At 63.9% G+C, this 23890-nt stretch carries 20 protein-coding genes; 10 read left to right on the top strand and 10 right to left on the bottom strand.

The genetic code is table 11. The annotated features are described in order from the left end of the window. Window positions 1-91 precede the first annotated feature (91 nt). The gene (locus AC1Y2B_RS02855; protein ID WP_482251542.1) at window positions 92-2167 is read left to right on the top strand and encodes an MFS transporter; all 2076 of its coding nucleotides are present in this window, start codon (window positions 92-94) and stop codon (window positions 2165-2167) included. Between the two features lie 135 nt (window positions 2168-2302). On the opposite strand, the gene AC1Y2B_RS02850 is transcribed toward AC1Y2B_RS02855, so the two are convergent. From AC1Y2B_RS02850 to tpa, 10 genes are all read right to left on the bottom strand, one after another. Then, window positions 2303-3175, bottom strand: a complete 873-nt coding sequence (locus tag AC1Y2B_RS02850; protein WP_482251541.1) for a dimethyl sulfoxide reductase anchor subunit family protein — start codon at window positions 3173-3175, stop codon at window positions 2303-2305. Then, a complete protein-coding gene (locus AC1Y2B_RS02845; RefSeq protein ID WP_482251540.1) occupies window positions 3175-3918 on the bottom strand; it encodes a 4Fe-4S dicluster domain-containing protein in 744 nt (247 codons plus the stop codon). Before AC1Y2B_RS02845 ends, AC1Y2B_RS02850 begins: the two co-directional genes overlap by 1 nt. Window positions 3919-4048: 130 nt before the next feature. Next, window positions 4049-6835 carry a molybdopterin oxidoreductase family protein gene (locus tag AC1Y2B_RS02840; protein ID WP_482251539.1) on the bottom strand — a complete coding sequence of 929 codons (2787 nt, stop codon included), beginning with the start codon at window positions 6833-6835 and terminating at the stop codon, window positions 4049-4051. Window positions 6836-6931: 96 nt separating this feature from the next. Next, window positions 6932-7951: an acetate/propionate family kinase gene (locus AC1Y2B_RS02835; RefSeq protein WP_482251538.1), complete on the bottom strand. Its 1020-nt coding sequence runs from the start codon at window positions 7949-7951 to the stop codon at window positions 6932-6934. Next, on the bottom strand, window positions 7951-8697 hold the full coding sequence (locus AC1Y2B_RS02830) for a sulfite exporter TauE/SafE family protein (RefSeq protein WP_482251537.1): 747 nt from the start codon (window positions 8695-8697) through the stop codon (window positions 7951-7953). Before AC1Y2B_RS02830 ends, AC1Y2B_RS02835 begins: the two co-directional genes overlap by 1 nt. Continuing rightward, complete coding sequence (gene phnX, locus AC1Y2B_RS02825) at window positions 8694-9491, bottom strand: phosphonoacetaldehyde hydrolase (RefSeq protein WP_482251536.1); 798 nt, start codon at window positions 9489-9491, stop codon at window positions 8694-8696. The genes AC1Y2B_RS02830 and phnX overlap by 4 nt, the downstream gene beginning before the upstream one ends. Then, window positions 9491-10612, bottom strand: coding sequence for a TIGR03364 family FAD-dependent oxidoreductase (locus tag AC1Y2B_RS02820; RefSeq protein ID WP_482251535.1), 1122 nt, complete (start codon window positions 10610-10612; stop codon window positions 9491-9493). Before AC1Y2B_RS02820 ends, phnX begins: the two co-directional genes overlap by 1 nt. 1 nt (window position 10613) lies before the next feature. Next, a complete protein-coding gene (gene xsc / locus AC1Y2B_RS02815; RefSeq protein WP_482251534.1) occupies window positions 10614-12389 on the bottom strand; it encodes a sulfoacetaldehyde acetyltransferase in 1776 nt (591 codons plus the stop codon). 283 nt (window positions 12390-12672) lie between these two features. Beyond that, entirely contained in the window at window positions 12673-14124 is a 1452-nt protein-coding gene (locus tag AC1Y2B_RS02810) for an aminotransferase-like domain-containing protein (protein WP_482251533.1), read from the bottom strand. Window positions 14125-14260: 136 nt separating this feature from the next. Next, window positions 14261-15634: a hypotaurine--pyruvate aminotransferase Tpa gene (gene tpa, locus AC1Y2B_RS02805; RefSeq protein WP_482251532.1), complete on the bottom strand. Its 1374-nt coding sequence runs from the start codon at window positions 15632-15634 to the stop codon at window positions 14261-14263. A gap of 251 nt (window positions 15635-15885) precedes the next feature. Here tpa and AC1Y2B_RS02800 point away from each other — a divergent pair, with 251 nt between their 5' ends. The 9 genes from AC1Y2B_RS02800 to AC1Y2B_RS02760 all read left to right on the top strand — a co-directional run bounded on the left by AC1Y2B_RS02800 (window position 15886) and on the right by AC1Y2B_RS02760 (window position 23888). Next, window positions 15886-16776, top strand: coding sequence for a 2-dehydro-3-deoxygalactonokinase (locus AC1Y2B_RS02800; RefSeq protein WP_482251531.1), 891 nt, complete (start codon window positions 15886-15888; stop codon window positions 16774-16776). Further along, the gene (locus AC1Y2B_RS02795) at window positions 16773-17384 is read left to right on the top strand and encodes a 2-dehydro-3-deoxy-6-phosphogalactonate aldolase (RefSeq protein ID WP_482251530.1); all 612 of its coding nucleotides are present in this window, start codon (window positions 16773-16775) and stop codon (window positions 17382-17384) included. Before AC1Y2B_RS02800 ends, AC1Y2B_RS02795 begins: the two co-directional genes overlap by 4 nt. Then, window positions 17381-18244, top strand: a complete 864-nt coding sequence (locus tag AC1Y2B_RS02790; protein ID WP_482251529.1) for an SMP-30/gluconolactonase/LRE family protein — start codon at window positions 17381-17383, stop codon at window positions 18242-18244. Before AC1Y2B_RS02795 ends, AC1Y2B_RS02790 begins: the two co-directional genes overlap by 4 nt. After that, window positions 18241-20136, top strand: a complete 1896-nt coding sequence (locus AC1Y2B_RS02785; protein ID WP_482251528.1) for a beta-galactosidase — start codon at window positions 18241-18243, stop codon at window positions 20134-20136. Before AC1Y2B_RS02790 ends, AC1Y2B_RS02785 begins: the two co-directional genes overlap by 4 nt. After that, a complete protein-coding gene (locus AC1Y2B_RS02780) occupies window positions 20133-20690 on the top strand; it encodes an SIS domain-containing protein (RefSeq protein WP_482251527.1) in 558 nt (185 codons plus the stop codon). Before AC1Y2B_RS02785 ends, AC1Y2B_RS02780 begins: the two co-directional genes overlap by 4 nt. An 85-nt stretch (window positions 20691-20775) precedes the next feature. Further along, complete coding sequence (locus AC1Y2B_RS02775; protein ID WP_482251526.1) at window positions 20776-21558, top strand: ABC transporter ATP-binding protein; 783 nt, start codon at window positions 20776-20778, stop codon at window positions 21556-21558. Between the two features lie 40 nt (window positions 21559-21598). Next, window positions 21599-22372, top strand: coding sequence for a transporter substrate-binding domain-containing protein (locus AC1Y2B_RS02770; RefSeq protein ID WP_482251525.1), 774 nt, complete (start codon window positions 21599-21601; stop codon window positions 22370-22372). After that, a complete protein-coding gene (locus AC1Y2B_RS02765) occupies window positions 22369-23112 on the top strand; it encodes an ABC transporter permease (RefSeq protein WP_482251524.1) in 744 nt (247 codons plus the stop codon). Before AC1Y2B_RS02770 ends, AC1Y2B_RS02765 begins: the two co-directional genes overlap by 4 nt. After that, window positions 23112-23888: an ABC transporter permease gene (locus tag AC1Y2B_RS02760; RefSeq protein WP_482251523.1), complete on the top strand. Its 777-nt coding sequence runs from the start codon at window positions 23112-23114 to the stop codon at window positions 23886-23888. The genes AC1Y2B_RS02765 and AC1Y2B_RS02760 overlap by 1 nt, the downstream gene beginning before the upstream one ends. Window positions 23889-23890 lie beyond the last annotated feature (2 nt).

Here is a 23890-nt window from a genome sequence, read left to right as displayed (position 1 = left end):
CGCCCCCTGAAAAGGGCGGGTGGAGGGAGGGCGCGCGATCACGTTGCGCGTTGGACATGCCCGCAAAGACGGGCGCAAAGGGAGAGACACAATGGCATATGGAACTTCAGACGCGAGCACCCGCTCACGTCCGATGAACGCGGCCGAGAGGAAGGTCATTCTGGCCTCCTCGATGGGCACGATCTTCGAATGGTACGACTTCTACCTCTACGGCTCGCTGTCGGCCTTCATCGGCGCGCAGTTCTTCACGCCCTTCCCCGAAGCGGCGCGGAACATCTTCGCACTCTTGGCCTTCGCGGCAGGCTTTCTGGTGCGTCCCTTCGGCGCGCTGGTGTTCGGCTCGCTGGGCGACCTGATCGGCCGGAAGTATACTTTCCTTGTCACGATCCTGATCATGGGCTCCTCGACCTTCCTCGTCGGTCTTCTGCCCGGCTATCAAAGCTGGGGCATGGCGGCCCCGATCATCCTGATCGGCCTGCGCATGCTGCAAGGTCTGGCGCTGGGTGGGGAATACGGGGGCGCTGCGGTCTATGTGGCCGAACACGCGCCGCAGAACCGCCGCGGCTATTACACCTCGTTCATCCAGACCACGGCCACCGGCGGCCTTCTGTTGTCGCTGATCGTCATTCTGGCAGTGACGCCGATCATCAACAACAACTTCCCCAACGTGGCCCAGTTCGGTCTTGACGGTCTGGCCTCGCTGGATGCCAAGGGCAACCCGGTCACCCTGCCGGCGTGGAGTGCCTGGGGCTGGCGTGTGCCGTTCCTGCTGTCGGCTTTCCTGCTGCTGGTCTCGCTGTATATCCGCATGACCATGTCGGAAAGCCCGGTCTACCAGAAGATGAAAGCCGAAGGCGCCGCCTCCAAAGCGCCGCTGCGCGAGGCCTTCGGTCAATGGAAGAACGCCAAGATCGCCTTGATCGCGCTGTTCGGCCTGACCATGGGCCAAGCGGTGGTCTGGTATTCGGGCCAGTTCTACGCGCTGACCTTCCTGCAATCGGTCGTGAAGATCGACAGCTTCACCGCCAACGTCTTCGTCGCCGCCTCGCTGGTGCTTGGCACCTGGGGCTTCGTGTTCTTCGGCGGGCTGTCCGACAAGATCGGTCGCAAGCCGATCATCCTGGCCGGCTGCCTTCTGGCTGCTGCCACCTACTTCCCGGTGTTCCAGTTCATCACCAAGACGGCCAACCCGGCCCTCTACGCCGCCCAGCAAACCGTCATCACCGTGACGGCTGACCCGGCAGATTGCTCGTTCCAGTTCAACCCGGTCGGCACCGCCAAGTTCACCCACAGCTGCGACAACGTGAAGGCGCTGCTCTTGAAGGGCTCGGCCAATTCGGTCACCGTCGATGCGCCCGCCGGCACCCTTGCCAGCGTGAAGATCGGCGAGACCGAGATCCCGTCCTATGACGGCACCAAGAACGCCGCCGACATCGCTGCCGCTACCGCTGCCGCCGATGCGGCCAAGGCTGCGATCGACCCTGCTCTGTTGAAAACCCTGACCGACGCCAACAAGGCGCTGGCCACCGCCAAAACCGCTGCCGCCGACGCCGACAAGGCGCTGAAGGCTGCGGCAGACGACACCGCCAAAGCCACCGCCCAAACCGCCCTTGATACGGCGACGGCAGCGGTTGCCCCGGCCCAGGCCGCCGTTGACGCAGCCCGCGCTGCGGTTCCGGCAGACCAGCTGGCCGCCTTCGACAAGACGGCCGCTGATCTGGCCGCCGCCTCGGGCGTCAAGGCTGGCTTCGAGAAGGCCGTGAACGCGGCCCTGATGACGGCGGGTTATCCGCTGGTTGCGGCCGACAACACCACCGTGGCCAAGGTCACCTCGATCAGCGACATCTTCAAGGCGCAGAACCTGACGGTGATCATCACGCTGACCTACCTGATCCTCTTGGTGACGATGGTCTACGGCCCGATCGCCGCCCAGTTGGTCGAACTCTACCCGACCCGGATCCGCTACTCGGGCCTGTCGCTGCCCTACCACATCGGCAACGGCTGGTTCGGCGGCCTGCTGCCCGCGCTGGTGCTGGCCATCTCGGCCCAGACCGGCAACATCTACTCAGGGCTCTGGTATCCGATCACCATCGCGCTGGTGACCGTGGTCATCGGTGCCCTGCTGGTGCCGAACGGGACCCACAAGAAGTCGATCTTCTCGGAATAACCTCCGCTGACACGACAAGGCACGGGCCGGGGAGCAATCCCCGGCCCGTTGCATTTGGCCCCTGCGGCGCAAGCGGGGGTTTCACACCCCCGCACCCCCGTGGGGTATTTGAACCTCGGTGAAGGGCAAGCGGACTTAGCGTTGGCCGTAGTACAGGCCCACGACATGCTCGGCTTCCGCGAAGAACAGCCATCGCGCGGTCAGGGCGCCGATCAGGTGGATCAGGGCGATCACGGCGAAAAGGGCGGGGCTTGCCGGCAGCAAAAGCAGCAGGAAGGGCAAGGCCGCACTGGCGCCAAGGGCGATCAGGCGCAGCTTTTCAGAATGCTTGCGGGCGACGACATGGATCATCTCGCGCATCAGGTAATTCGGGCGCGTGTGCGGCTGCTCGAAAACCTTGACCGTGCCGATGCGACCAAGGCCCGTGGCGGTGCCCATGGTCTGCGCCGCCTTGCCGAAAGCCTTGTCGCCCACGGCGAAGGCCGTCAGCAGGGCGGCACCCACCAGCACGCAACCGGCAAGCGCGGCCATGCCGTTGCCCGACAGGATGGCGCCTCCGGTTGCCATGAAGCTGAAGAACAGGCCCTGCGTCGTCGGACTGTTCCAGCGCGGCACGGTCTTCAGTTGGGCATAGATCATCGAGGTGGTGAAGACCGTCGCCACCGCCAGCACCGTGCCAACCTGCCCCACCAGACGCGGCAGCCCCAGCCCGAAAATATCCGACAGCGCCATCGGGGCGAAGACAACCAAGGTGGCGACCGCCGTCCACGCCTCGCGGCTCAGCCACGAGGTCTGCCACTGGCTGAACGCCTTCAGCGCCCGTTGCGGGTTGCCAAGGTGGAGGGTGGAGGCCGACAGCCCGCCCACGGCAAGCGCATAGCCAAGCCCCCAATGCAGGAAAGCCATCCAGCCCGAAGGCGCCGGCAGACCCAGGCCCAGAAAGGCCAAAAGCCCAAAGCCCATGCCCGACAGGACCGTGAACGCGATGACAGAAGGTGCCGGATGCATCAGATCTTCCCCAGTACCTTGTCGAGCCAGCCGGCAAACCCGGTGGCCTTGATGTCCAAAAGCGGCGCCAGAACCGAGGCCTCTTGCGGCCGATCCTTCTTCCTTGGCGGCAGATATTTGTTGGTGGGCTTGGTCTTGAGGTCCGGCATCAGGTCATAGCCCCCCCGCTCTGCCACCAGTTTGGACACCTTGCTGTCCGGATCGGCGAAGTCGCCAAAATGCCGGGCCGAGGTCGGGCAGGTCCGCACGCAAGCCGGTTCGCGGTCTTCTTCCGGCAGGTTCTCGTTATAGATGCGGTCGACACACAGCGTGCATTTCTTCATCACGCCCTGCGCCGGGTCCAATTCCCGCGCGCCGTAAGGGCAGGCCCAGGCACACAGCCCGCAGCCAATGCAGGCGTCTTCGTTGACCAGCACAATACCGTCCTCCACCCGCTTGTAGCTGGCCCCGGTCGGGCAGACCGGCACGCAGGGCGCATCCTCGCAATGTAGGCAGGATCGCGGGAAGGCGATGATCTGCGCGGTGCCCTCCTCGGGCTGGACCTGATAGCTGTGGACGCGGTTCAGAAACGCCCCCGACGGGTCCGCGCCATAGGGGTCCTGATCGGACAGCCCGCCGACATAGCCTGCGTCCTGATCGTTCCAGCCCTTGCAGGCCGTGACACAGGCCTGACAGCCGACACAGGTGTCAAGGTCGATGACCAGACCCAGTTTCTTGTCCGTATGGGTGGGAAGTTGGGTCATGCGACCTCCTGCAAGCCAAAGAATTTTCTGCGAAAATTCTGATCTAAACGAATTTTCCACGAAAATTCCCGATCTTTCGCAGAAAGATCGACCTCGGATTTTTCGGAGAAAAATCGTGCCGTGGAAGGCCTCATGCGCGGTCCCTCCCCTGCGGCACCACCCTCGGGATCGGCTCGAAATCGGGCGAGGCATGGGCCTGCGGGCCGACATTCTCGATCCTGACCCGCAGGTCGAACCACGCCGCCTGCCCCGTCACCGGGTCAGAGTTGGAATAGCGCAAGCCGTCGCCCTTTTCCGGCAGCAGTTCGGAAATCAGATGGTTCAGCAAGAACCCCTCATTCGCCTCCTTGGCCCCGTCGTCCAGCGCCCAGGCCCCCTTGCGCTTGCCAATCGCGTTCCAGGTCCAGACCGTATTCTCGTTCAGCGCCGCCATATGCGCGACAGGCACAGTGATCCCGCCATTGGGCGAAATCACCCGCGCATAATCGCCGTCCTTGAACCCCTCGGCCTCCCAGATCTTGGTCGGCACATACAGGAAGTTCTGCCCCCGGATCTGGCGCAGCCACGCGTTCTGGCTGCCCCACGAATGGTACATATCCATCGGACGTTGCGTCAGCGCATGCACCGGATAGCCCCAACCCTTGGCCTCCAGATCGCCAAACGGCGGATACCAGATCGGCAGCGGGTCCATCGCCTGCTTCAACCGCGCGCGCAGATGATCCGGCGGCTGGATATTCCCATGCCCCTCGGCAGCCAGCTGGAACTTGCGCATGGGTTCCGACCAGATGCTGAACAGATAGGGCTGCGGGCTTTCATAGAACGAGGTTTTCACCGCCCAATCCTGATAGGCCATGTTCCACGGCTTGTAGAACAAGGCCTCCTCCGGGACATGCGCCTGATAGAAGCCGCCATTGGCAATATAGGCAGCGATCTGGTCAGGGTTGGCCTCGCCCCGCCCTTCCTTTGTCCCATCCGCGCCCCTAAATCCGATCAGCGGCCCCACACCCGGACGGCGGATATGGTTCTGGATGTAATCGGCATAATCCCTGAACTTGGGCGAGCCATCTTCCCTGACCATCGGCGCCAGACCCAACCGCGCCCCAAGGTCCAGCAGCACAGACTGGAACCCCCGCACATTGCGGTCAGGTTCCGTCACCGGCCAGCGGATGCTGTCCCCCGCCGCATCCGGCTCGGAAATCGGCCGGTCCAGCAGCGAGATGCAATCATGCCGCTCCAGATAGGTCGTATCCGGCAGGATCAGGTCGGCATAGGCCACCATCTCTGACGCATAGGCATCCGAATAGATGATCCGCGGGATCACATAGTCCCCCGACGCATCCTTGTCCGTCAGCATCTCCATGACCTTCGTCGTGTTCATCGACGAATTCCACGCCATGTTGGCCATATACAGAAACAGCGTGTCGATCCGGTACGGATCGCCCGCATGGGCGTTCGGGATCAGCATATGCATCAACCCATGGGCGCTAAACGGATTCTCCCAGGTAAACGCCTTGTCGATCCGCGCCGGAGAGCCGTCCTCCTTCAGCGCCAACTGCTCTGGCCCGCGCACATAGCCCAAGTGCGGCCCCGACAAGGCCTTGCCCGGAGCTGTCACGAAATGCGGCGTCGGATGTGCCTCAACGGGCTTGGGATACGGCGGCTTCAACCGATAGCCACCGGGAGTTTCCACCGTCCCCAGCACAATCTGTAACAGATGCAGCGCACGGGCGGTCTGAAAGCCGTTGGAATGCGCCGAAATCCCGCGCATGGCGTGGAAACTCACCGGACGGCCCGGCATCGTCTCATGGCTGTCGCCCCGGAAATCCGTCCACTTCTGCTTGATCTCGATGGCCTGATTGAAGGCCACATCGGCCAATTCCGCCGCCAACCCGCGAATGCGCGAGGCTGCAATCCCGCAGCGCGCCGCCACCGCCTCCGGCGCATAGTCGTCCGCCAGATACCGCTCCGCCATATGCTGGAACACCGTCCGATGCCCCTGCCACACCGCGCCCAAATCCGGCTGAACGCCCTTGCCGTCCCAAGGCGCAGGCTGCCCAGTCCGCCGGTCAATCACAAAGGGCTGGCTTTCGGCATTCTTCAGGATCAGGCCCTTCTCCGGCCCCTCCGCCTCATTCACCAGCAAACTCGCATTGGTCCAGCGCGCCAGATAGTCCAGATCGACCTTGCCCGCCGCCAGCAGGCAATGGATCAGCGACAGGATCAACAGCCCATCCGTCCCCGGCGTAATGCCATACCAGTCATCGGCAATGGCATTATAGCCGGTGCGGATCGGGTTGACGCCAATCACCCGCGCCCCCCGCCCCTTCAGCTTGCCAAGCCCGATCTTGATCGGGTTGGAGTCATGATCCTCCGCCACGCCAAACATCACGAACAGCTTGGTGCGCTCCCAATCCGGCTGGCCGAATTCCCAGAACGCCCCACCGATGGTGTAAATCCCGCCCGCCGCCATGTTGACCGAACAAAACCCGCCATGCGCCGCATAGTTTGGCGTGCCGAACGCCTGCGCCCACCAGCCGGTGAAAGACTGGCTCTGATCCCGCCCGGTGAAAAACGCCAGCTTCTCGGGCGCCGTCTCGCGCAGCGGCTTCATCCACGACACGGCGAGGCTAAGCGCCTCTTCCCAGGAAATCTCCTCAAACGCCCCCGACCCGCGCGGCCCCACCCGCTTCAACGGATGCTGCAAGCGGGACGGCGCCGTCACCTGCATGATGCCGCTGGCCCCCTTGGCGCACAGCACTCCCTTGTTCACCGGATGATCGCGGTTGCCCTCGATATAGGACACTTTCCCCGACTTCAGATGCACGTTGATCCCGCAGCGGCAGGCGCACATGTAGCAGGTGGTCTTGCGGACCTCGTCAGACACCGCCGGCGAGGTGTTCAGGATGGGCGCGTTCATGGCGATCCTCTGCTTCTTTTCCCCGGAACAATATCTTGAGGTTTCCGGGATTTGCTAGGTGATTTTCCCGACAAACCGCAGATATCGGGAACGATCTTACGCCTGCATCAAGGCCAGGGCCTCGGCGGCGATCTGCTTTTCTTCCTCGGCCGGGATGATCAGAACCGGAGCCTGCCCCGCCCAAGCCAACCCCTCGGCAATCGCCGCCCGCACCACCGCATCGTTTTCCCCAATGCCCCCGGTGAAGGCGATGGCGTCCAGCCCCCCCATCGCGGCAATCATGCTGCCCGCGTGCCGCACCGCCCAATAGCAGAAATGCGCCACCGCAAACCGCGCCTCTTCCGTCCCCGCCGCATGCAAGGCCCGCATGTCCGAAGCCCCACCCAACCCCAACAGGCCGGAGGCTTTGTTAAGAAGCCGCGAAGCCTCCTCCACCCCATGCAGCTCCGCCAACCGCAGCACCGCGTTGCCGTCGATATCACCGGTCCGCGTCCCCATCGTCAGCCCCGACAAGGGCGAGTATCCCATCGTCGTCGCCACCGACCGCCCCGCCAGTATGGCGCAAAGCGAGGCCCCATTCCCCAGATGCAGCGCCAGAACCCGGGCCGGCACCTCACCCGCCTCGCGCAGCTTGCGCACCAGACTGGCATAGCTCAGCCCATGAAACCCGTAACGCCGCAGCCCCGCCGCCTCGGCCTGCGCAGGCAAGGCATAGCGCACCGCCACCGCTGGATTGGTCGCATGAAACGCCGTATCGAAGCTGGCGTATTGGGGCAACTCCGGCGCCAAGGCCGCCAAAGCCGTGATCCCCGCCAGATTGGCCGGATTGTGCAAGGGCGCCAAGGGGATACACGCCCGTATCCCCTCGACGACAGCCGGCGTCACACGCGCCGCCGCCGTCAACCCCGCGCCCCCATGCACGACCCGATGCGCGGCCGCCGTAAGCCGCACAGGATCAACCCCCATCTCCGCCAGCCCGGCACTCAACGCCTCCAGATGGTCCGCAGCACCGCCCGACCCGATCCGTTCCGCCCGCGCCTGCGCCACCTGCCCCAGACCCGCATCAAACACCGCGAGTTTCAGCGACGAAGAGCCTGCGTTGACGACCAAAAGCATCAGAACACCGACTTCAGAAGACCCATCAACGCCAACCCCGCCAGCAAGAGAATGGCAAAGCGCCGGAAATCCTGCGGATCGGTGCGCAGGAAGTGGCGGCTTCCCAGCCAGTTGGCCAGGAAAACCAACGGCAGTCCCACAATCCCGATCTTCACCGTGTCCCAAGTCACCATGCCGTTCCACCAGTAGATCGGCGCGGAATACAGGTCCAGCATCGGGAAATAGGCCACCAGCGTCGCCCGGAACACCGCTGGCGCGATGCCCTGCGCCGCAAAGAAGGCCGCAACCGGCAGCCCCCCCATCCCCGGCGCATTGGCAAGCCCCGAGACGATGCCCGCCCCGAAATTCGCCAAAGGCCCGACCCGCCCCTTCAACTGCCAGCCCGCCAGCAGCACAAGGCTCATCCCCAGCACATAGGCCGAAATCACCGCCCGCGCCGCGTTCTCCGAGATCGAGGTCAAGGCCCAGATCCCCAAAGGCATGCCAATCACCGCCCCGGCCAGCAGAAGGCCCACGCGCCGCCAGTCGATGTCCTGCCTTATGCCGGACAAGGCCTGCAGCGTCATCACCATCTCCCACAGGACCACAACGGCGACGAAATGCAGCGGGTTGGTGACAAGGGCCGAAGAGGCGATAGTCAGCGCCGAAAAGCCAAAGCCGGAATAGCCGCGCACGAAGCCCGCGACCAGCACGGTCACGGCGATCCAGATCAGCCCGACGACCGACAGGTCAAACGGCAGCGTCACGGGCGCTCGCCGCGCACCAGACGACCCTCGATCTCGTCCAGAACCCAGTCAATATCCGCCACGGAATCAATCACATAATGCGCCCCGGTCAGGCGCAGATCGGCATAGGCCTTGGCCTTCATCACAGCAAACTCGGCCGGGCTCAGCGCCGCCGTCTCCGCCGGGTTCAGCCCGAACGCATTGCCTGACACCGCCACCGCCACCGTCCAGCAGCCCGCATTCAGCCCCTCGGCAATGCCAACGCCGGTGTCATCCACCTTCACAACCGTATGCGCAGGCCAGACCCCAAGGTCCAGAAAAGTCCGGTACATCATCATGGCCGAGGGCCGCCCCTCGGCCAGATCGCCCGCACAGACCAGATTGTCCGGCTCATAGCCCTGCGCCGCAGCCAAAGGCAGCACCTTGGCCATGATCGACCGCGTATATCCGGTGGTAGAGCCGATCTTCATCCCGCGCGCCCGCATCCGGTTGACCGCAGGCACAGCGCCCGCAATCATCGTGCAGTAATCGGTGACCGCTTCCACGTTCATCGGCACGAACACCTCATAGACCCGGTCAATCGCCGCCTCATCCGGCGCAGCCCCTTGCGCCACCTTCCAAGCCGCCGCAATCCGCGGCTGGCTCATCAGCGTCTTGATGTGATCACGCTTGGCCATGCCCATCGGACCACGGGCCTCGGCCACGGAAATCTCCACACCGAACTGCTTGAAGGTCGCAACGAAAACCCCCATCGGCGCCTGCGAACCATGGTCAATCACCGTGCCCGCCCAATCGAATACCGCCGCTCTCAGCATCACGCTCTCCCGTAGATTTCTGCGATGGTTTCCTCGCCAATGGCGAACGAGGTCGATGCCCCGGTGCCAGAGGTGACGATCACCAGCCGTGTCTGTTCGTCAATCGTTTCCCGCATCATGGTTTCCGGCCCCGACGCGTAAGTCCCGTTCCACCGCTCGGTGATCTGCGCCCCCGGCACGTTCAGCACCTGATGCAGTTCGTCCATGATCAGATCATCCACCTCGGCCCGCTGGAAGGGCGAGGGCGACCAGTCGTAATGGTGGCTATCCCCGACAATCAGCCCACCGTCGGAGCCCTGCACGACAATCAGATGGATGCCCTCGGCCAAAGTCCTCGGCTGCTCGGCCCGCAGCCGCGCCTTGATCGGCTCGGACTCCGGCAGTTCCGAATAGCCCAAGTACCGGAACAGGCTTTGATCCGACATGATCGACCCCGGCAGCGTGATCGGCCGCGCCGGCATCACCTTCATCATGTGCAACCGGCACCGCGTGATCTGATGGCGCGCGATCACCTCCGGGTACAGCGTCAGCATGTCATCGCCCGGGCAGACCACGACCTGCTTGGCCTCAACCACACCCGAGGTCGTCAGCACCCGCCCCGCCTGCACTTCCTTCACCAACGTCCGGCGCAGAAAGGTCACACCAAGGCTTTCAATCCACGCCGCCAGCTTCGGAATGGCAAACCGGCTTTCCACCCGCCGCTCATGGGCAGACCACAAAGCCCCCTGCACAGGCTTGCCCGACAACACCGCGCCATGCTGCGCCACCGTCTCCGCCGCCGTCAGAAGATGACACCCCTGCCCCATCTCGGTGGCCATGAAAGCCTCAAGGCAGTCCATCGCCTCAGGCCGCTGGGCGACCACCAGCAAGCCCTGATGCTCCACCGGAATGCCAGCCTTGGGTGCCACCTCTTCCCACACATCGCGCGACCGCATCGCCCGGCGGTAGCAATCCCCCGCCTGCTGCCCCGTCACCGTGACAAACCCGAAGTTGCGGACCGAGGCGCCAATCGCCTCCGTCTCGCGATCAATCACCACAACCGACAAACCGCGCCGGGACGCCGCCAAAGCATGCCCCAGCCCCAGTATCCCCGCCCCGACAATCGCCAGATCGTAGCGCATCCTACACCTGCTGCGGCCGCATATCGGCCTTGGAGATTCCCGCCACCTCAACCGGCTTCTTCATCGCATCGCGGCGGAACGGCTCGCCCAATTCCTGATTGATCATCGCCTCGATCAGGGTGGTCTTGCCGTGGTTCATCTGATCGTCAATCGCCTTCCGCAGCGCCTCGGTCAGCTCTTCCATCGTCCGCGCCACAACCCCTTGCAGCCCGCAGGCCTTGGCAATCCCGGCATAAGACACGCCAGTGTCCAACTCGGTCCCCACGAAGTTGTCGTCATACCACAGGGTCGAGTTGCGCTTTTCCGCGCCCCACTGGTAGTTGCGGAAGACGACTTGCGTCACCGCCGGCCATTCCTCACGGCCAATCGCCGTCAGTTCCGTCACCGCAATGCCAAACGCCCCGTCGCCCGAAAAGCCCACAACCGGCGTATCCGGGCAAGCGATCTTGGCCCCCACAACCGAAGGCAACCCATAGCCGCAAGGCCCGAACAAACCGGGAGCCAGATACTTCCGCCCCGCCTCAAACGTCGGATAAGCGTTGCCGATGGCACAGTTGTTGCCGATGTCCGACGAAATGATCGCCTCCTTCGGCAAGGCCGATTGAATGGCCCGCCACGCCATGCGCGGCGACATCCACTCCGGCTTGGCTGCCCGCGCCCGCTCATTCCAGGTGGTGCCCACGTCATCCTGCTCGTGGTCCATCGAGGCCAGTTCCTGCGCCCAACGGCTCTTGGTCGCGCCAATCAGATCGCGCCGCGCCACCCGCCCCGCATCCCCCGCCGACTTCGCCAGCCGCGCCAGAATGCCCTCGGCCACCGCCTTGGCATCGCCCACGATCCCGACAGCCACCTTCTTGGTCAGCCCAATCCGCGCCGGGTTGATATCCACCTGAATGATCTTGGCCTCTTTCGGCCAATAATCCAACCCATACCCCGGCAGGGTCGAGAACGGGTTGAGCCGCGTCCCCAGACACAGCACCACATCCGCCTGCGCAATCAACTGCATCCCGGCCTTGTTGCCGTTGTAGCCCAAAGGCCCCGCGAACAAAGGATGCGAACCCGGAAACGCGTCGTTATGCTGATACCCCACGCAAACCGGCGCATCCAACCGCTCCGCCAAAGCCATCGAGGCTGGAATGGCCCCCGCCAGCACCACGCCCGCGCCGTTCAGGATGACCGGGAACTTGGCAGACGACAGCAGCGCCGCAGCCTCCGCCAGCGCATGATCACCGCCCGTGGGCCGTTCAAACTCCACCACCCGCGGCAATTCAATATCAATCACCTGCGTGAAGTAATCCCGCGGCACGTTGATCTGCGCCGGCGCAGACATCCGCTTGGCGTTCATGATCACCCGGTTCAGCACTTCCGCCATACGCGATGGGTCGCGCACCTCTTCCTGATAGCAGACCATGTCCTTGAACAGGTTCATCTGCTCGACTTCCTGGAAGCCCCCCTGCCCGATGGTCTTGTTGGCCGCCTGCGGCGTCACCAACAGCAGGGGTGTGTGGTTCCAGTAGGCCGTCTTGACCGCCGTCACAAAGTTGGTGATCCCCGGCCCATTCTGCGCAATCATCATGCACATGCGGCCAGACGCCCGGGTGAACCCATCCGCCATCATCCCGCCAGAGCCTTCATGGGCGCAGTCCCAGAAGCTGATCCCGGCTTTCGGGAAAATGTCGCTGATCGGCATGAAGGCCGAGCCGATGATGCCGAAGACATGTTCGATGCCGTGGATCTGCAGGGTTTTGACAAAGGCTTCTTCGGTGGTCATGCGCATGGGTGTGCTCCTTCAAGGCTTTGGCCGGGTTCTATCCCTAGCCGCCGCAGCGCCTTAGGTCCAGAGATGGTCTGGCAATAACGCCAGACACGCCCCATCGGTCGGGATGCTTCCCAAAGCGCCCCGCCCGGCCGCGACCGTTGCGTTAACCCCCCGGCGCGGGACGCTCTGTAGCGCCAAAAAAATGACGCCAAACCTACAGAGAAATGACGCAAACCTTACGCGCCCAAGCCCCTGATTTCCCGCATTAACCTTGGAAATCCCGCCCGATTCGCGCAGCCCGTCACCCCCCCAGCGCCCGCGCAATCCGCGCAACACCCTCCGGGATCTTGCCCACCGCGATCGAGCCATAGCCCAGCCGATAATGAAACCGGTCCTCGCGCCCGGGATCAAAGAAGGTTCGCCCCGGTTCGATCAGCACACCATCGGCACGCAGCCGCGCCGCCAGATCCTCGGTGTCCACCGCCGCCCGCATCCAGAAGCTCGACCCGCCAAACCCGCCCTGCCCCGCCACGCTAAGCCCATGCGCGGCAATGCTTTCTTCCATCACCTGCCGCCTGCGCCGGAAGGCCGAACGCATCCGGTTGATCAGCGCATCGTAGTGCCCAAGGCTCAGGAAATAGGCCATGGTGCGCTGGATATGGCCCGGCGGATGGCGCAAAGACATCAGCCGCAGCGCCCGCGCCTCACGAATAAATCCAGGCGGACCAACAAGATAGCCCAGCCGCATCCCCGGAAACACGCTCTTGGAGAAGGAGCCCGCATAAACCACCCGCCCCTCCGCATCGAGCGATTTCAAGGCAGGGCTGACGGGCTTGAGGAAGCTCATCTCAAACTCATAATCATCTTCCACGATGACAAACCCATCCCGCCCCGCCGCCTCCAACAGCGCCCGCCGCCGCTCCACCGGCATGGTCGCATTGGTCGGGCATTGGTGGCTCGCGGTGGTAAACACAACATCCACCCCCGCAGGAATGGCATCCGGCGGCAAGCCATCGGCATCGACATCCACCGACAGAACCTCGGTCCCACTGGCCCCCAAAATCGCCCTAAGTCCCGGATATCCCGGGTTTTCCATCGCAGCCTTGCGCCCCGGCCCCAGCAGGCAGGCCACCGCCAGCCACAGCGCATTCTGCGCGCCCATGGTCAGCAAAACCTCATCCTCCCGCGCCGCAATGCCGCGCTTGGGCAGGATCTGCCGCAAGAGATGCTCGATCAGCAGCGGGTCTTCCCGTTCATAATAATCCGCCGTCATCGCGGTAAAATCGCGCCGTCCCAAGGCCCTGACGGCACACAGGCGCCAGTTCTGGTGGTCAAACAAACTGGCATCCGCCTGCCCGTAGATGAAGGGATAGGGATACCCCTCCCAGTCATCAGGCCGCTCCACCCCGCGCCGCCCGGAAAAGCGCCCGGCAATCCGGCCAAACTCCGCCGCCTCCGCCCGCACCGCTTGCGCCGGTAACTCATTGGCCAAAGGCGCATTTTCCGAAATGAAGTAGCCCGACCGCCCGGCGGCCGAAAGGTATTCCTGCGCCACCAGTTCGGCGTAAGCCAGCGTCACCGTCAAACGGCTGACCTGCAGATGCGCCGCCAACCCGCGCGAGGAGGGCATCTTCGCCCCCGGCCGAAACCGCCCCGCCAGAACCCCCTCGGTCACCATCTGCCGGATGCGCTGCTGCAAGCTGCCGCGCTCGGCAGCGGGCAGGACAAAGGCTTCGGGCGGGATCGTGGCCATCGGGTCCTCCAGACAGCCGATTGGCCCTGCAAGCCCCTGAAAAGTCAAGGGGCGCAGCCCTTCGACCGCGCCCCCTTTCACTGGTCCATCCATATCCCACGGGGGGTCTGGGGGGTGTGATCCCCCCCCAGCCGGTTCAGCCAAAAACCCGGGTCAAGGCATTGTCGATGGCCCCGGTGATCGCATCGATGTCATCCGCCGTGGCAATCAGCGCGGGCGACAGGCACAGCGTGTTGTTCAACCCGGGGATCGAGCGGTTGGTCATCCCGATGATCACGCCATTGGCGTTGCAATCGGCCACGACCGCGGCCACCATCTTCTCGTTCGCAGGCTCTTTGGTGATCCGGTCGGCCACCAGTTCAGCGCCGCAGAACAGGCCGGCACCCCGCACATCGCCGATCACTTTGTGCTTTTCCATCAAGGCCTTGAGGTTCGCAATCGTCCGCGCCCCCATGCGCAGCGTGTTGTCCAGAAGGTTCTCGTCCTCGATGATCCGCATGTTCTCCAGCGCCGCAGCCGGACCCGCCGTGCAGCCGCCAAAGGTCGAGATGTCGCGGAAATAGCTCAGCGGGTCGGCCGCGTCGTCCTTGAACATCGCGAAGACTTCTTCCGTCGTCACGGTGCAGGAAATTGCCGCATAGCCCGACGCCACGCCCTTGGCCATCGTCACGAAATCCGGCTTGATGCCGTAGTTCTGATAGCCGAACCACACACCGGTCCGGCCCACGCCGCAGACCACTTCGTCGATGTGCAAGAGGATCGAGTATTTCTTGCAGATCTCCTGCACCCGCTCCCAATAGCCCTTCGGCGGTACGATCACACCACCGCCAGCGGTCACCGGCTCCAGCACCAAAGCGCCGATGGTATCGGGGCCTTCGCGCAGGATGACCTCTTCGATGGCATTGGCCGCCCGCTCACCATAGTTCTCGACATCCCACTGCTTGCGGTACTCAAGGCAGTGCGGCACCATCACGAACCCCTCGGGGTAGGGGCCGTACTGCATGGCGCGCTCGGCCTGACCCGAGGTCGCCAAAGCGGCAATCGTCGTGCCGTGATAGTCGCGCTCGCGGTACAGGATCTTGTTCTTCTTGCCGCCATGGTGACGGTGCGAGATCTGGCGCACCATCTTGTACACCTTCTCGTTGGCTTCCGAGCCAGAGTTGGAATAATAGACCCGCGTCATCCCCGGCATCTTGGAAATCAGCTTTTCCGCGAACAAGGCGCCGGGAACCGACCCGTTGGACCCTGCGAAGTAGTTCATCTTGATCAGCTGGTCGCTGACGGCTTTTGCAATGGATTCACGGCCATAGCCGACGTTCACGGTCCAGACCGCGCCCGAGACCGCGTCGATGTATTCCTTGCCCTTGGCGTCCCAGACCCGCAGGCCCTTGCCTTCCACGATCACGCGGGGGTCGATGGATTCATACTGCTTGTGCTGGCTCAGATGGTGCCAGACATGGGCACGGTCGGCAGCGATCACGCCGCTCAGGTCATTGGTCATCGTGTTCATTCGGGTCTCCTGCAAGCGCCTGGGGCATAAGCGAATCGGACCGGGGCGGCCCCCGGGTTCCGTCACCACATGGCATGCATCTTCTGCCTTCCTCGCGCAACGCGTTAGGTCCAGAGCCCTTCCGGCGATAGCGCCAGAAACGAGGGTGCTTCGGCCAGCATATCTGCAAAAGCCGGAAGCAATTTGGCAAAAGCGGCGATTGCGCGCGCGGTCAGGAAAGGGCAAAACTTGCCTCAGCCAAGGGGGACATCATGGCCGCACACTGGATCGCCGTCGATTGGGGCACGTCAAACCTGCGGGCTTGGGCGATGGGGGAGGGTGAAATCCTCGCCCATGCCGAAAGCGACAAGGGCATGGGCAAGCTTACGCCAGAGGCATTCGAACCGGCGCTGCTGGAGCTTGTCAGCCCGTGGCTGTCAGACCGCATGCTGATCCTTGCCTGTGGCATGGTTGGCGCCCGGCAGGGCTGGGTTGAGGCCAAGTACCGCGCCGTGCCCTGCCCGCCCACCGATCCGGCAGGACTGACCGCCGTTTCCACGCAAGATCAACGCCTTGATCTGCGCATCGCCCCGGGCCTGAGCCAAGACAAACCCGCCGATGTGATGCGCGGTGAAGAAACCCAACTGGCCGGTGCCCTGGCCCTGCACCCTGACTTCGACGGCGTCTTCTGCCTGCCCGGGACCCATTCCAAATGGGTTCAGGTCAGCGCCGGAGAGGTCGTGTCGTTCCAGACCTACATGACCGGCGAACTGTTCGCGCTTTTGTCCACCCAATCGGTCCTGCGCCATTCCCTGACGACCGGGGGCTGGGACGATGCCTCGTTCGACGAGGGTCTGTCAGTGGCCCTGTCGCGCCCCGACCGCATCGCGGCACGGCTGTTTTCCCTGCGCGCCGAGGGGTTGCTGCATGGCCTGACCGCCCCGCAGGCCCGCGCTCGGCTGTCGGGCCTGCTGATCGGCATCGAACTGGCGGGGGCCAAACCCTATTGGCTGGGCCAGGAGGTCAAGCTGATCGGGGCCGAGGCGCTGGCCGCCTCCTATGCCCGCGCCTTGGGCCATCAGGGTCTGAAATCCGACCGTCTTGACGCCACCGCCTGCACTCTTGCCGGCCTGTCCGCCCTTTACGCAAAGCTGAAAGCATGACCGAGCACCGCAATCTGATCGCCATCCTGCGCGGCATCACGCCGTCAGAAGCCGTTGCCGCAGCCGAAGCGCTGATCGCCGCCGGCATCACCCGCATCGAAGTTCCGCTGAACTCGCCCCATCCGATGACCTCGATCGCCGCCATGGCCAAGGCCTTCAGCCAGCACGCCGAAATCGGCGCGGGCACCGTGCTGACCGTGAAGGACGTGGCCGAGGTGCAGGACGCCGGCGGCACGCTGATCGTCTCGCCCAACTGCGACCCCGAGGTGATTGCCGCCACCAAGGCGCGTGGTCTGGCCTCATGGCCCGGCGTGATGACGCCCACCGAATGCTTTGCGGCCCTGAAGGCCGGCGCCGATGGGCTGAAGATTTTCCCGGCAACCCTGATCGGCCCCGAAGGCGTCAAGGCGATCCGCGCCGTCTTGCCCAAGGGCACTCAGGTCTATGCTGTCGGTGGCGCCGGGGCGCATAACTTTGCCCAGTGGTTCAAGGCCGGGGCGGATGGCTTTGGCATCGGCACCGCGCTTTACACCCCCGGCCTGTCCACCGCCGAGATTGCCACCCGCGCCGCCCAGATCGTCGCCGCCTATGATGAGGCCAAAGCATGAGCACCGTGTACGACTCTCGCCGCTGCGAGTTGGGCGAAGGCGCCTTCTGGCACCCCGAACGCCAGCAATTCCTGTGGTTTGACATCCTCGACAGCCGGTTGATGGCGCGCGATGGCGAGGATGCGGTGTCGTGGAAATTTCCGCAATATGTCTCGGCGGCGGCATGGGTGGCCGATGACGTGATCCTTGTGGCGGGCGAACGCAGCCTGATGCTTTATGCGCTGGACGCCCATGAGGTGATGCCGCTGATCGAGCTGGAGGCCGACAAGCCCGGCAACCGCTCCAACGACGGGCGGGCGGATCGGCAGGGCGGTTTCTGGATCGGCACCATGGGCAAGGACCCAGGCGACCGCCGGGGCAAGGGCGCCATCTACCGGCTTTACAAGGGCGAGGTGCGGACACTTTTCCCCAACATCTCGATCCCCAACGCCATCTGCTTTTCACCCGATGGGACGATTGCTTATTTTGCCGACACGATGGAGCAGACGGTCTGGCAGGTGGCGCTGGACGCCGATGGCTGGCCCTTGGGCGAGCGGTCGGTGTTTCTGGATTTCAAGGGAACCGACATCTACCCCGACGGCGCGACCGTCGACGCCGAGGGCAATTTCTGGAACGCGCAGTGGGGGGCGTCCCGTGTGGCCGCTTATTCTCCGGCGGGTGAATACCTGCGTGAAGTCAAGTTCGACGCGCCGCACACCTCGTGCCCGGCCTTTGGCGGGCCGGACATGACGACGCTGTTCTGCACCACCGCCCTTGAGGAAATGTCCGAAGAGGCCCGCGCCGCGCATCCCGATGCCGGCAAGGTGTTCTGTGCCGAGAACGTCGCCAAAGGTCTGCCAGAGCCGCGGTTTCTGGCATGAAGCGCGGATTGGGTGTCTGCTACTACCCCGAGCAGTGGGATGAAGCCGTCTGGGAGTCCGATGCCACCCGCATGGCCGCCCTTGGCCTGACCTGGGTCCGGATCGGCGAATTCGCCTGGAGCCGGATGGAGCCGCAGCCGGGGAAATACGACTGGGGCTGGCTGGACCGCGCAATTGAAATCCTGGGCTCCAAGGGGCTGAAGGTGGTCTTGGGCACCCCTACCGCCACCCCGCCGCGCTGGATGATCACCAAACATCCCGACATGCTGGCGGTCGATGACAAGGGCCACACCCGGGGCTTCGGATCGCGCCGGCACTATGACTTCAGCCATCCGGGCTATCGCACGGACTGCGCGAAGATCGTCACGGAACTGGCTGTCCGCTATGGAAAAAACCCCCATGTCGCGGCCTGGCAGACCGACAATGAATATGCCTGCCACAAGACCGTGCTCAGCTATTCCGCAGCGGCTTTGACCTCGTTCCGGACGTGGCTTGCGCAGAAATACCAGTCAGTGGATGCCTTGAACCGGGCTTGGGGCAATGTGTTCTGGTCGATGGAATACGCCAGCTTTGACGAGATTGCCCTGCCCAACCTGACCGTGACCGAGGCGAACCCCGCCCATGTCATGGCCTTCCGCCGCTTCGCCAGTGACGAAGTGGTCAGCTTCAACAAGCTGCAGGTCGACATCCTGCGCCGCCACTCCACGGCACCGATTGCGCACAACTACATGGGTCAGGTCACCGACTTTGACCATTTTGCAGTGGGTGCCGATCTGGATATCGCCTCGTGGGACGCCTACCCGATCGGCTTCCTGTCCGACCGCGGCTTTGCCTCGCCCGAACACAAGCGCCACTTCCTGCGGCAGGGTGATCCGGACTTTCAAGCCTTCCACCATGACCTCTACCGCGCCGTCGGTCGGGGCCGCTGGTGGATCATGGAACAGCAACCCGGCCCGGTGAACTGGGCGCCGTGGAACCCCGATCCCTTGCCGGGTATGGCGCGGCTTTGGGCTTGGGAAGCCTTCGCGCATGGGGCAGAGGCGGTCTGCTATTTCCGCTGGCGTCAGGCGCCGTTTGCCCAAGAGGCGATGCACGCCGGTCTCTTGCGCCCTGACAGCGCCCCCGCCCCCGCGCATGACGAGGTGGCCGCGGTTGCCCGCGAACTGGCCCTGATGCCAGACGTCCAGCCGACCCAGGCACAGGTGGCGCTGGTCTTCGACTATGCGTCGGACTGGGCCTGGTCCACGCAGCCGCAGGGCCGCGATTTCAGCTATTTCCGGCTGGCGTTTGACATGTACCGCGGCCTGCGCCGTCTGGGACTTGATGTCGACATCCTGCCGCCTGACACCCGCGACCTGTCAGCCTACAAGCTGGTGCTGGCACCGGGTGTCGCGACACTTTCGGCCCAGATGCTGGACGCGTTGAAGACCTTCCGTGGCACCAGCCTGATCGGTCCGCGCGCCAATGCCAAGACGGCGGAGTTCGCCACGCCCCTGCCCCTGCCCCCCAACCTGCCCGGCCTTGATGCCACAGTGATGCGGGTGGAAAGCTTCCCGCCGGATGTGACCGTCCCCCTGACCCAAGGCGGCGCCTTCAAGCACTGGCGTGAGAAGCTGGAGGGGGTGGCGGTAGAGACCAGCGCCGACGGCTTCCCTGCAGTGGTGAAGGGCGGAAAGCTGCATTACCTGTGCGGCTGGCCCGATGACACGGCGGCCGATCGCATTCTGGCGGGGCTTTGTGCGGCCGAAGGGATTGCCACGCAGGTCATGCCCGAGGGGCTGCGCCGTCGCAGGGCGGGGGATGTGACCTTCCTGATCAATTACAATCCCGACCCGGTCACCCACCACGGCCTGACCATCCGGGGCTGCGATGTGCATTGGAGCATGAAATGACCCTCGCCGCCCTTGCAGCCCAAGCGACCGAGGAACTGCGCGCCGGATGTGCCACGGTGTCCGAAACCGAGTTTGCCGCCTTGGTCGAGGCTATCGCAAATGCCCGTCGCATCGTGGCTTACGGCTGCGGGCGCGAGGGGCTGATGATGCAGGCCTTGGCGATGCGGCTGTATCATCTGGGCTGCGATGTGCACATGCAGGGCGACATGTCCTGCCCGCCGCTGGGGACTGGCGATCTGTTTGTCGTATCCTCGGGACCGGGAACGCTATCCACGGTGGCAGCCTTGATCGGGCAAGCGCGGAAGGCCGGGGCGAAGATCGCCTGCATCACGGCGGAACCCCATGGCCCCGATCCGCTGGCGGCGGATCTGCGGCTGGTGATTCCCGTGCAGACCATGGCGCGCGATCAGACTGCCCCTAGGTCAGTCTTGCCGATGGGTTCGGTTTTCGAAGGGGCAATGTTCCTGATCTTTGAACTTCTGGTTCTGGCCCTGCGGCCGCGTCTGCAGGAAAGCCTAGATTCTATGCGGGCCCGGCATACCAATCTGGAATAGGCCTGTCTCGGCACGGCTAAAAATTATTCGCTTGCACAATCCCGCGCCGCTGGTTCAGATCAGGAAAATCAAACGGCGGGACCACATGCCGGAACGGGGAAATACAGGGTTGTCACAGCCCATAGCCATACGCGTCAGCGGACTTCGCAAGTCCTTCGGCCCGCACGAAGTGCTCAAGGGTGTCTCCCTGACCGCGCGTGAGGGGGATGTCGTGGCCATTATCGGCGGCTCGGGCTCGGGCAAGTCGACCATGCTGCGCTGCATCAATTTTCTGGAAACCCCTTCAGGCGGCGAGATCGAAATCGCCGGCGAGAAGATGCTGATGAAGGCCGACGGCCATGCGGCCAACAAGCATCAGCTGGAAAAGGCCCGCCAAAGCCTTGGCATGGTGTTTCAGAACTTCAACCTGTGGACCCACAAGACCGTGCTGGAAAACCTGATCGAGGTGCCGGTGCATGTACTGAAAGTTCCCAAGGAGGAAGCCATCACCCGGGCCCGCGCCCTGTTGAAGCGCGTGGGTCTGGCCGAGAAAGAGGGCGCCTATCCGGCCTTCATGTCCGGTGGCCAGCAGCAGCGCGCCGCCATCGCGCGCGCCCTGTGCATGAACCCCAAGGCCATGCTGTTTGACGAACCGACCTCGGCCCTCGATCCCGAACTGGTGGGCGAAGTGTTGCAGGTCATCAAAGGGCTGGCGGACGAGGGCCGTACCATGATCCTTGTGACGCATGAGATGCGCTTTGCCCGCGAAGTGTCCAGTCATGTCATCTACCTGCACAATGGCGTCATCGAAGAGGAAGGGCCGCCAGAACAGCTGTTCGGCGCGCCCAAATCCGAACGCCTCAAGCAATTTCTGAAAACCGTGGGCTGACAAGCGACTCACGGGGCAATCTGACAACAAGGAGACCACCATGAAGAAACTCGTCCTCGCCGCCGTGGCCGCACTGGCCCTCGGCACCGCCGTCGCCGCGGCTCCGCTGAAGATCGGCGTTGCGGCAGAGCCCTATCCGCCCTTCACCTCGCCCGATGCCAATGGCAACTGGGTGGGTTGGGAAGTGGATTTCCTGGGCGCGATCTGCAAACAGGCTGCTCTTGACTGCGTGATCACCCCCACCGCATGGGACGGCATCATTCCCGCCCTGACCTCGGGCCAGATCGACGTGATCATGTCCTCGATGTCGATCACCGCCGAGCGCGCCAAGACGATCGACTTCTCGGACAAGTATTACAACACCCCGGCCATGGTCATCGTCGCCAAAGACAGCACGATCACCCCCGATGAAGCCGGCCTGAAGGGCAAGATCATCGGCGTGCAAGTGTCGACCACCCATGCGGCCTATACCCAGAAGTACTTCGCCCCGGTGGCGCAGGAAGTGAAGACCTATCAGACGCAGGACGAAGCCAACCAAGACTTGGCGGCTGGCCGTCTGGACGCCGTGATGGCGGACTCGATCGCCCTGCAGGCCTTCCTTGACAGCGATGCCGGCAAGGCCTGCTGCAAATCGGCGGGCAATGTGAAGGATGACCCGGAAATCCTTGGCGCCGGTGTGGGCTTCGGTCTGCGCAAGGGTGATCCGTTGAAGGACAAACTGAACGCGGCGATCAAGGCGGTTCGTGCGGATGGCGAATACGACGCCATCACCAAGAAGTACTTCCCCTTCGACATCTACGGCGCTTCCAATTGAGCTTGGGATTTGAGGCCATAACGGCGGCCTCCGCGCTGGATCTTCTGGCCTTTTCGCCCCCCGGTTGGGGGGCGACTTTGCTTGCCGGGCTTGCCAACTCGGTCGTCATCGCCTTGGGCGCCTATGGACTGGGCTTTGCCATCGGGATTGGCGGTGCCTTTGGCAAGCTGTATGGCGGGCCGGTCCTGAAGGACCTGCTGGCCGTCTACACCACCATCGTTCGGGCCGTGCCGGAACTGGTGCTGATCCTGATCCTGTTTTACGCCTTTACCGGATTGCTCAATCAGGCCTTGCTGGCCTGGGGCTATGACCGGGTGCAAATTTCGCCGATCATCACCGGCATCGTCGTGCTGGGCGTGGTGCAAGGCGCCTACCAGACCGAGGTTCTGCGGGGTGGCATCCTTGCCGTGCCCGCTGGCCAGATCGAGGCGGCCCGCGCGATGGGCATGCCCTCTGGCCTGCTGGCCCGCCGCATCATCCTGCCGCTGATGACCGCCAACGCCCTGCCGGGGCTGGCAAACCTTTGGCTGAATGCCACCAAGGACACGGCTTTGCTGGCCGTCATCGGTTTTTCGGAACTGACCAAGGCAACCTATCAGGCCTCGGCCACGACCAAGGCGTTCTTCGTGTTCTATCCGGCGGCGATGTGCCTGTATCTGGCGATCTCGCTGACCTCGACCCTGATCATCGGGCGGATCGAGAAATGGGCGCGACGCGGTCAGCGCGATGTGAGGGGCTGATGCAAGCGTTTCTGAAACCGCACCGCGTGGTGCTGATCCTGGTCGCCGCCGCCTTGGTGACGTGGTGTGTGGTGTCGCTGAACTGGTCATGGCTGGCCAATCCGACCTATCAGGACCTGATCCTGCAAGGCATCTGGCGCACCGTCTGGATCTTGGTGGTAACGATGGTGTCGGGGATGGTGCTGGCCATCCCGATCGGTCTGGCGCAGGCCGCTGGCCCGTGGTTCCTGGCGTGGCCGGCGCGCGTGTTCTGCACCGTGATCCGGGGCACCCCGCTGCTGATGCAGTTGTGGCTGCTGTACTATGGCCTCGGCTCGTTGTTCCCCTCGATCCCGTGGATCCGGGATTCGGCGCTGTGGCCCATCCTGCGGCAGGCTTGGCCCTATGCCGTGGTCGCCCTGTCCCTGTCGGTCGCGGGCTATGAGGGCGAGGTGATGCGCGGCGCCTTCAACGGCGTGCCGCATGGCCAGTTGGAGGCCGCCAAGTCGATGGGCATGCCGCGCTTCACCATGTTCCGCCGGATCTGGCTGCCGCAGGCCCTGCAACGCGTGCTGCCGACGCTGGGCGGTGAGACGGTGTCGCAGTTGAAATCGACGCCGCTGGTTTCGACCATCACCATCATGGACATCTACGCCGTCACCGGACGGGTGCGGCAGGACACCTTCATCATCTACGAACCGCTGTTGCTGCTTGCCGTCGTGTATATGGCGATCACCGGGTTGATCGTGCTGCTGTTCCGCTGGTTCGAAGGCCGCACGCCGACACGCACGGCCTGAGG

Source organism: Stagnihabitans sp. (assembly GCF_964946895.1).
The sequence above is the reverse complement of the archived record's forward strand: the minus strand, read 5'-3'. Positions and strand labels throughout refer to the sequence as shown.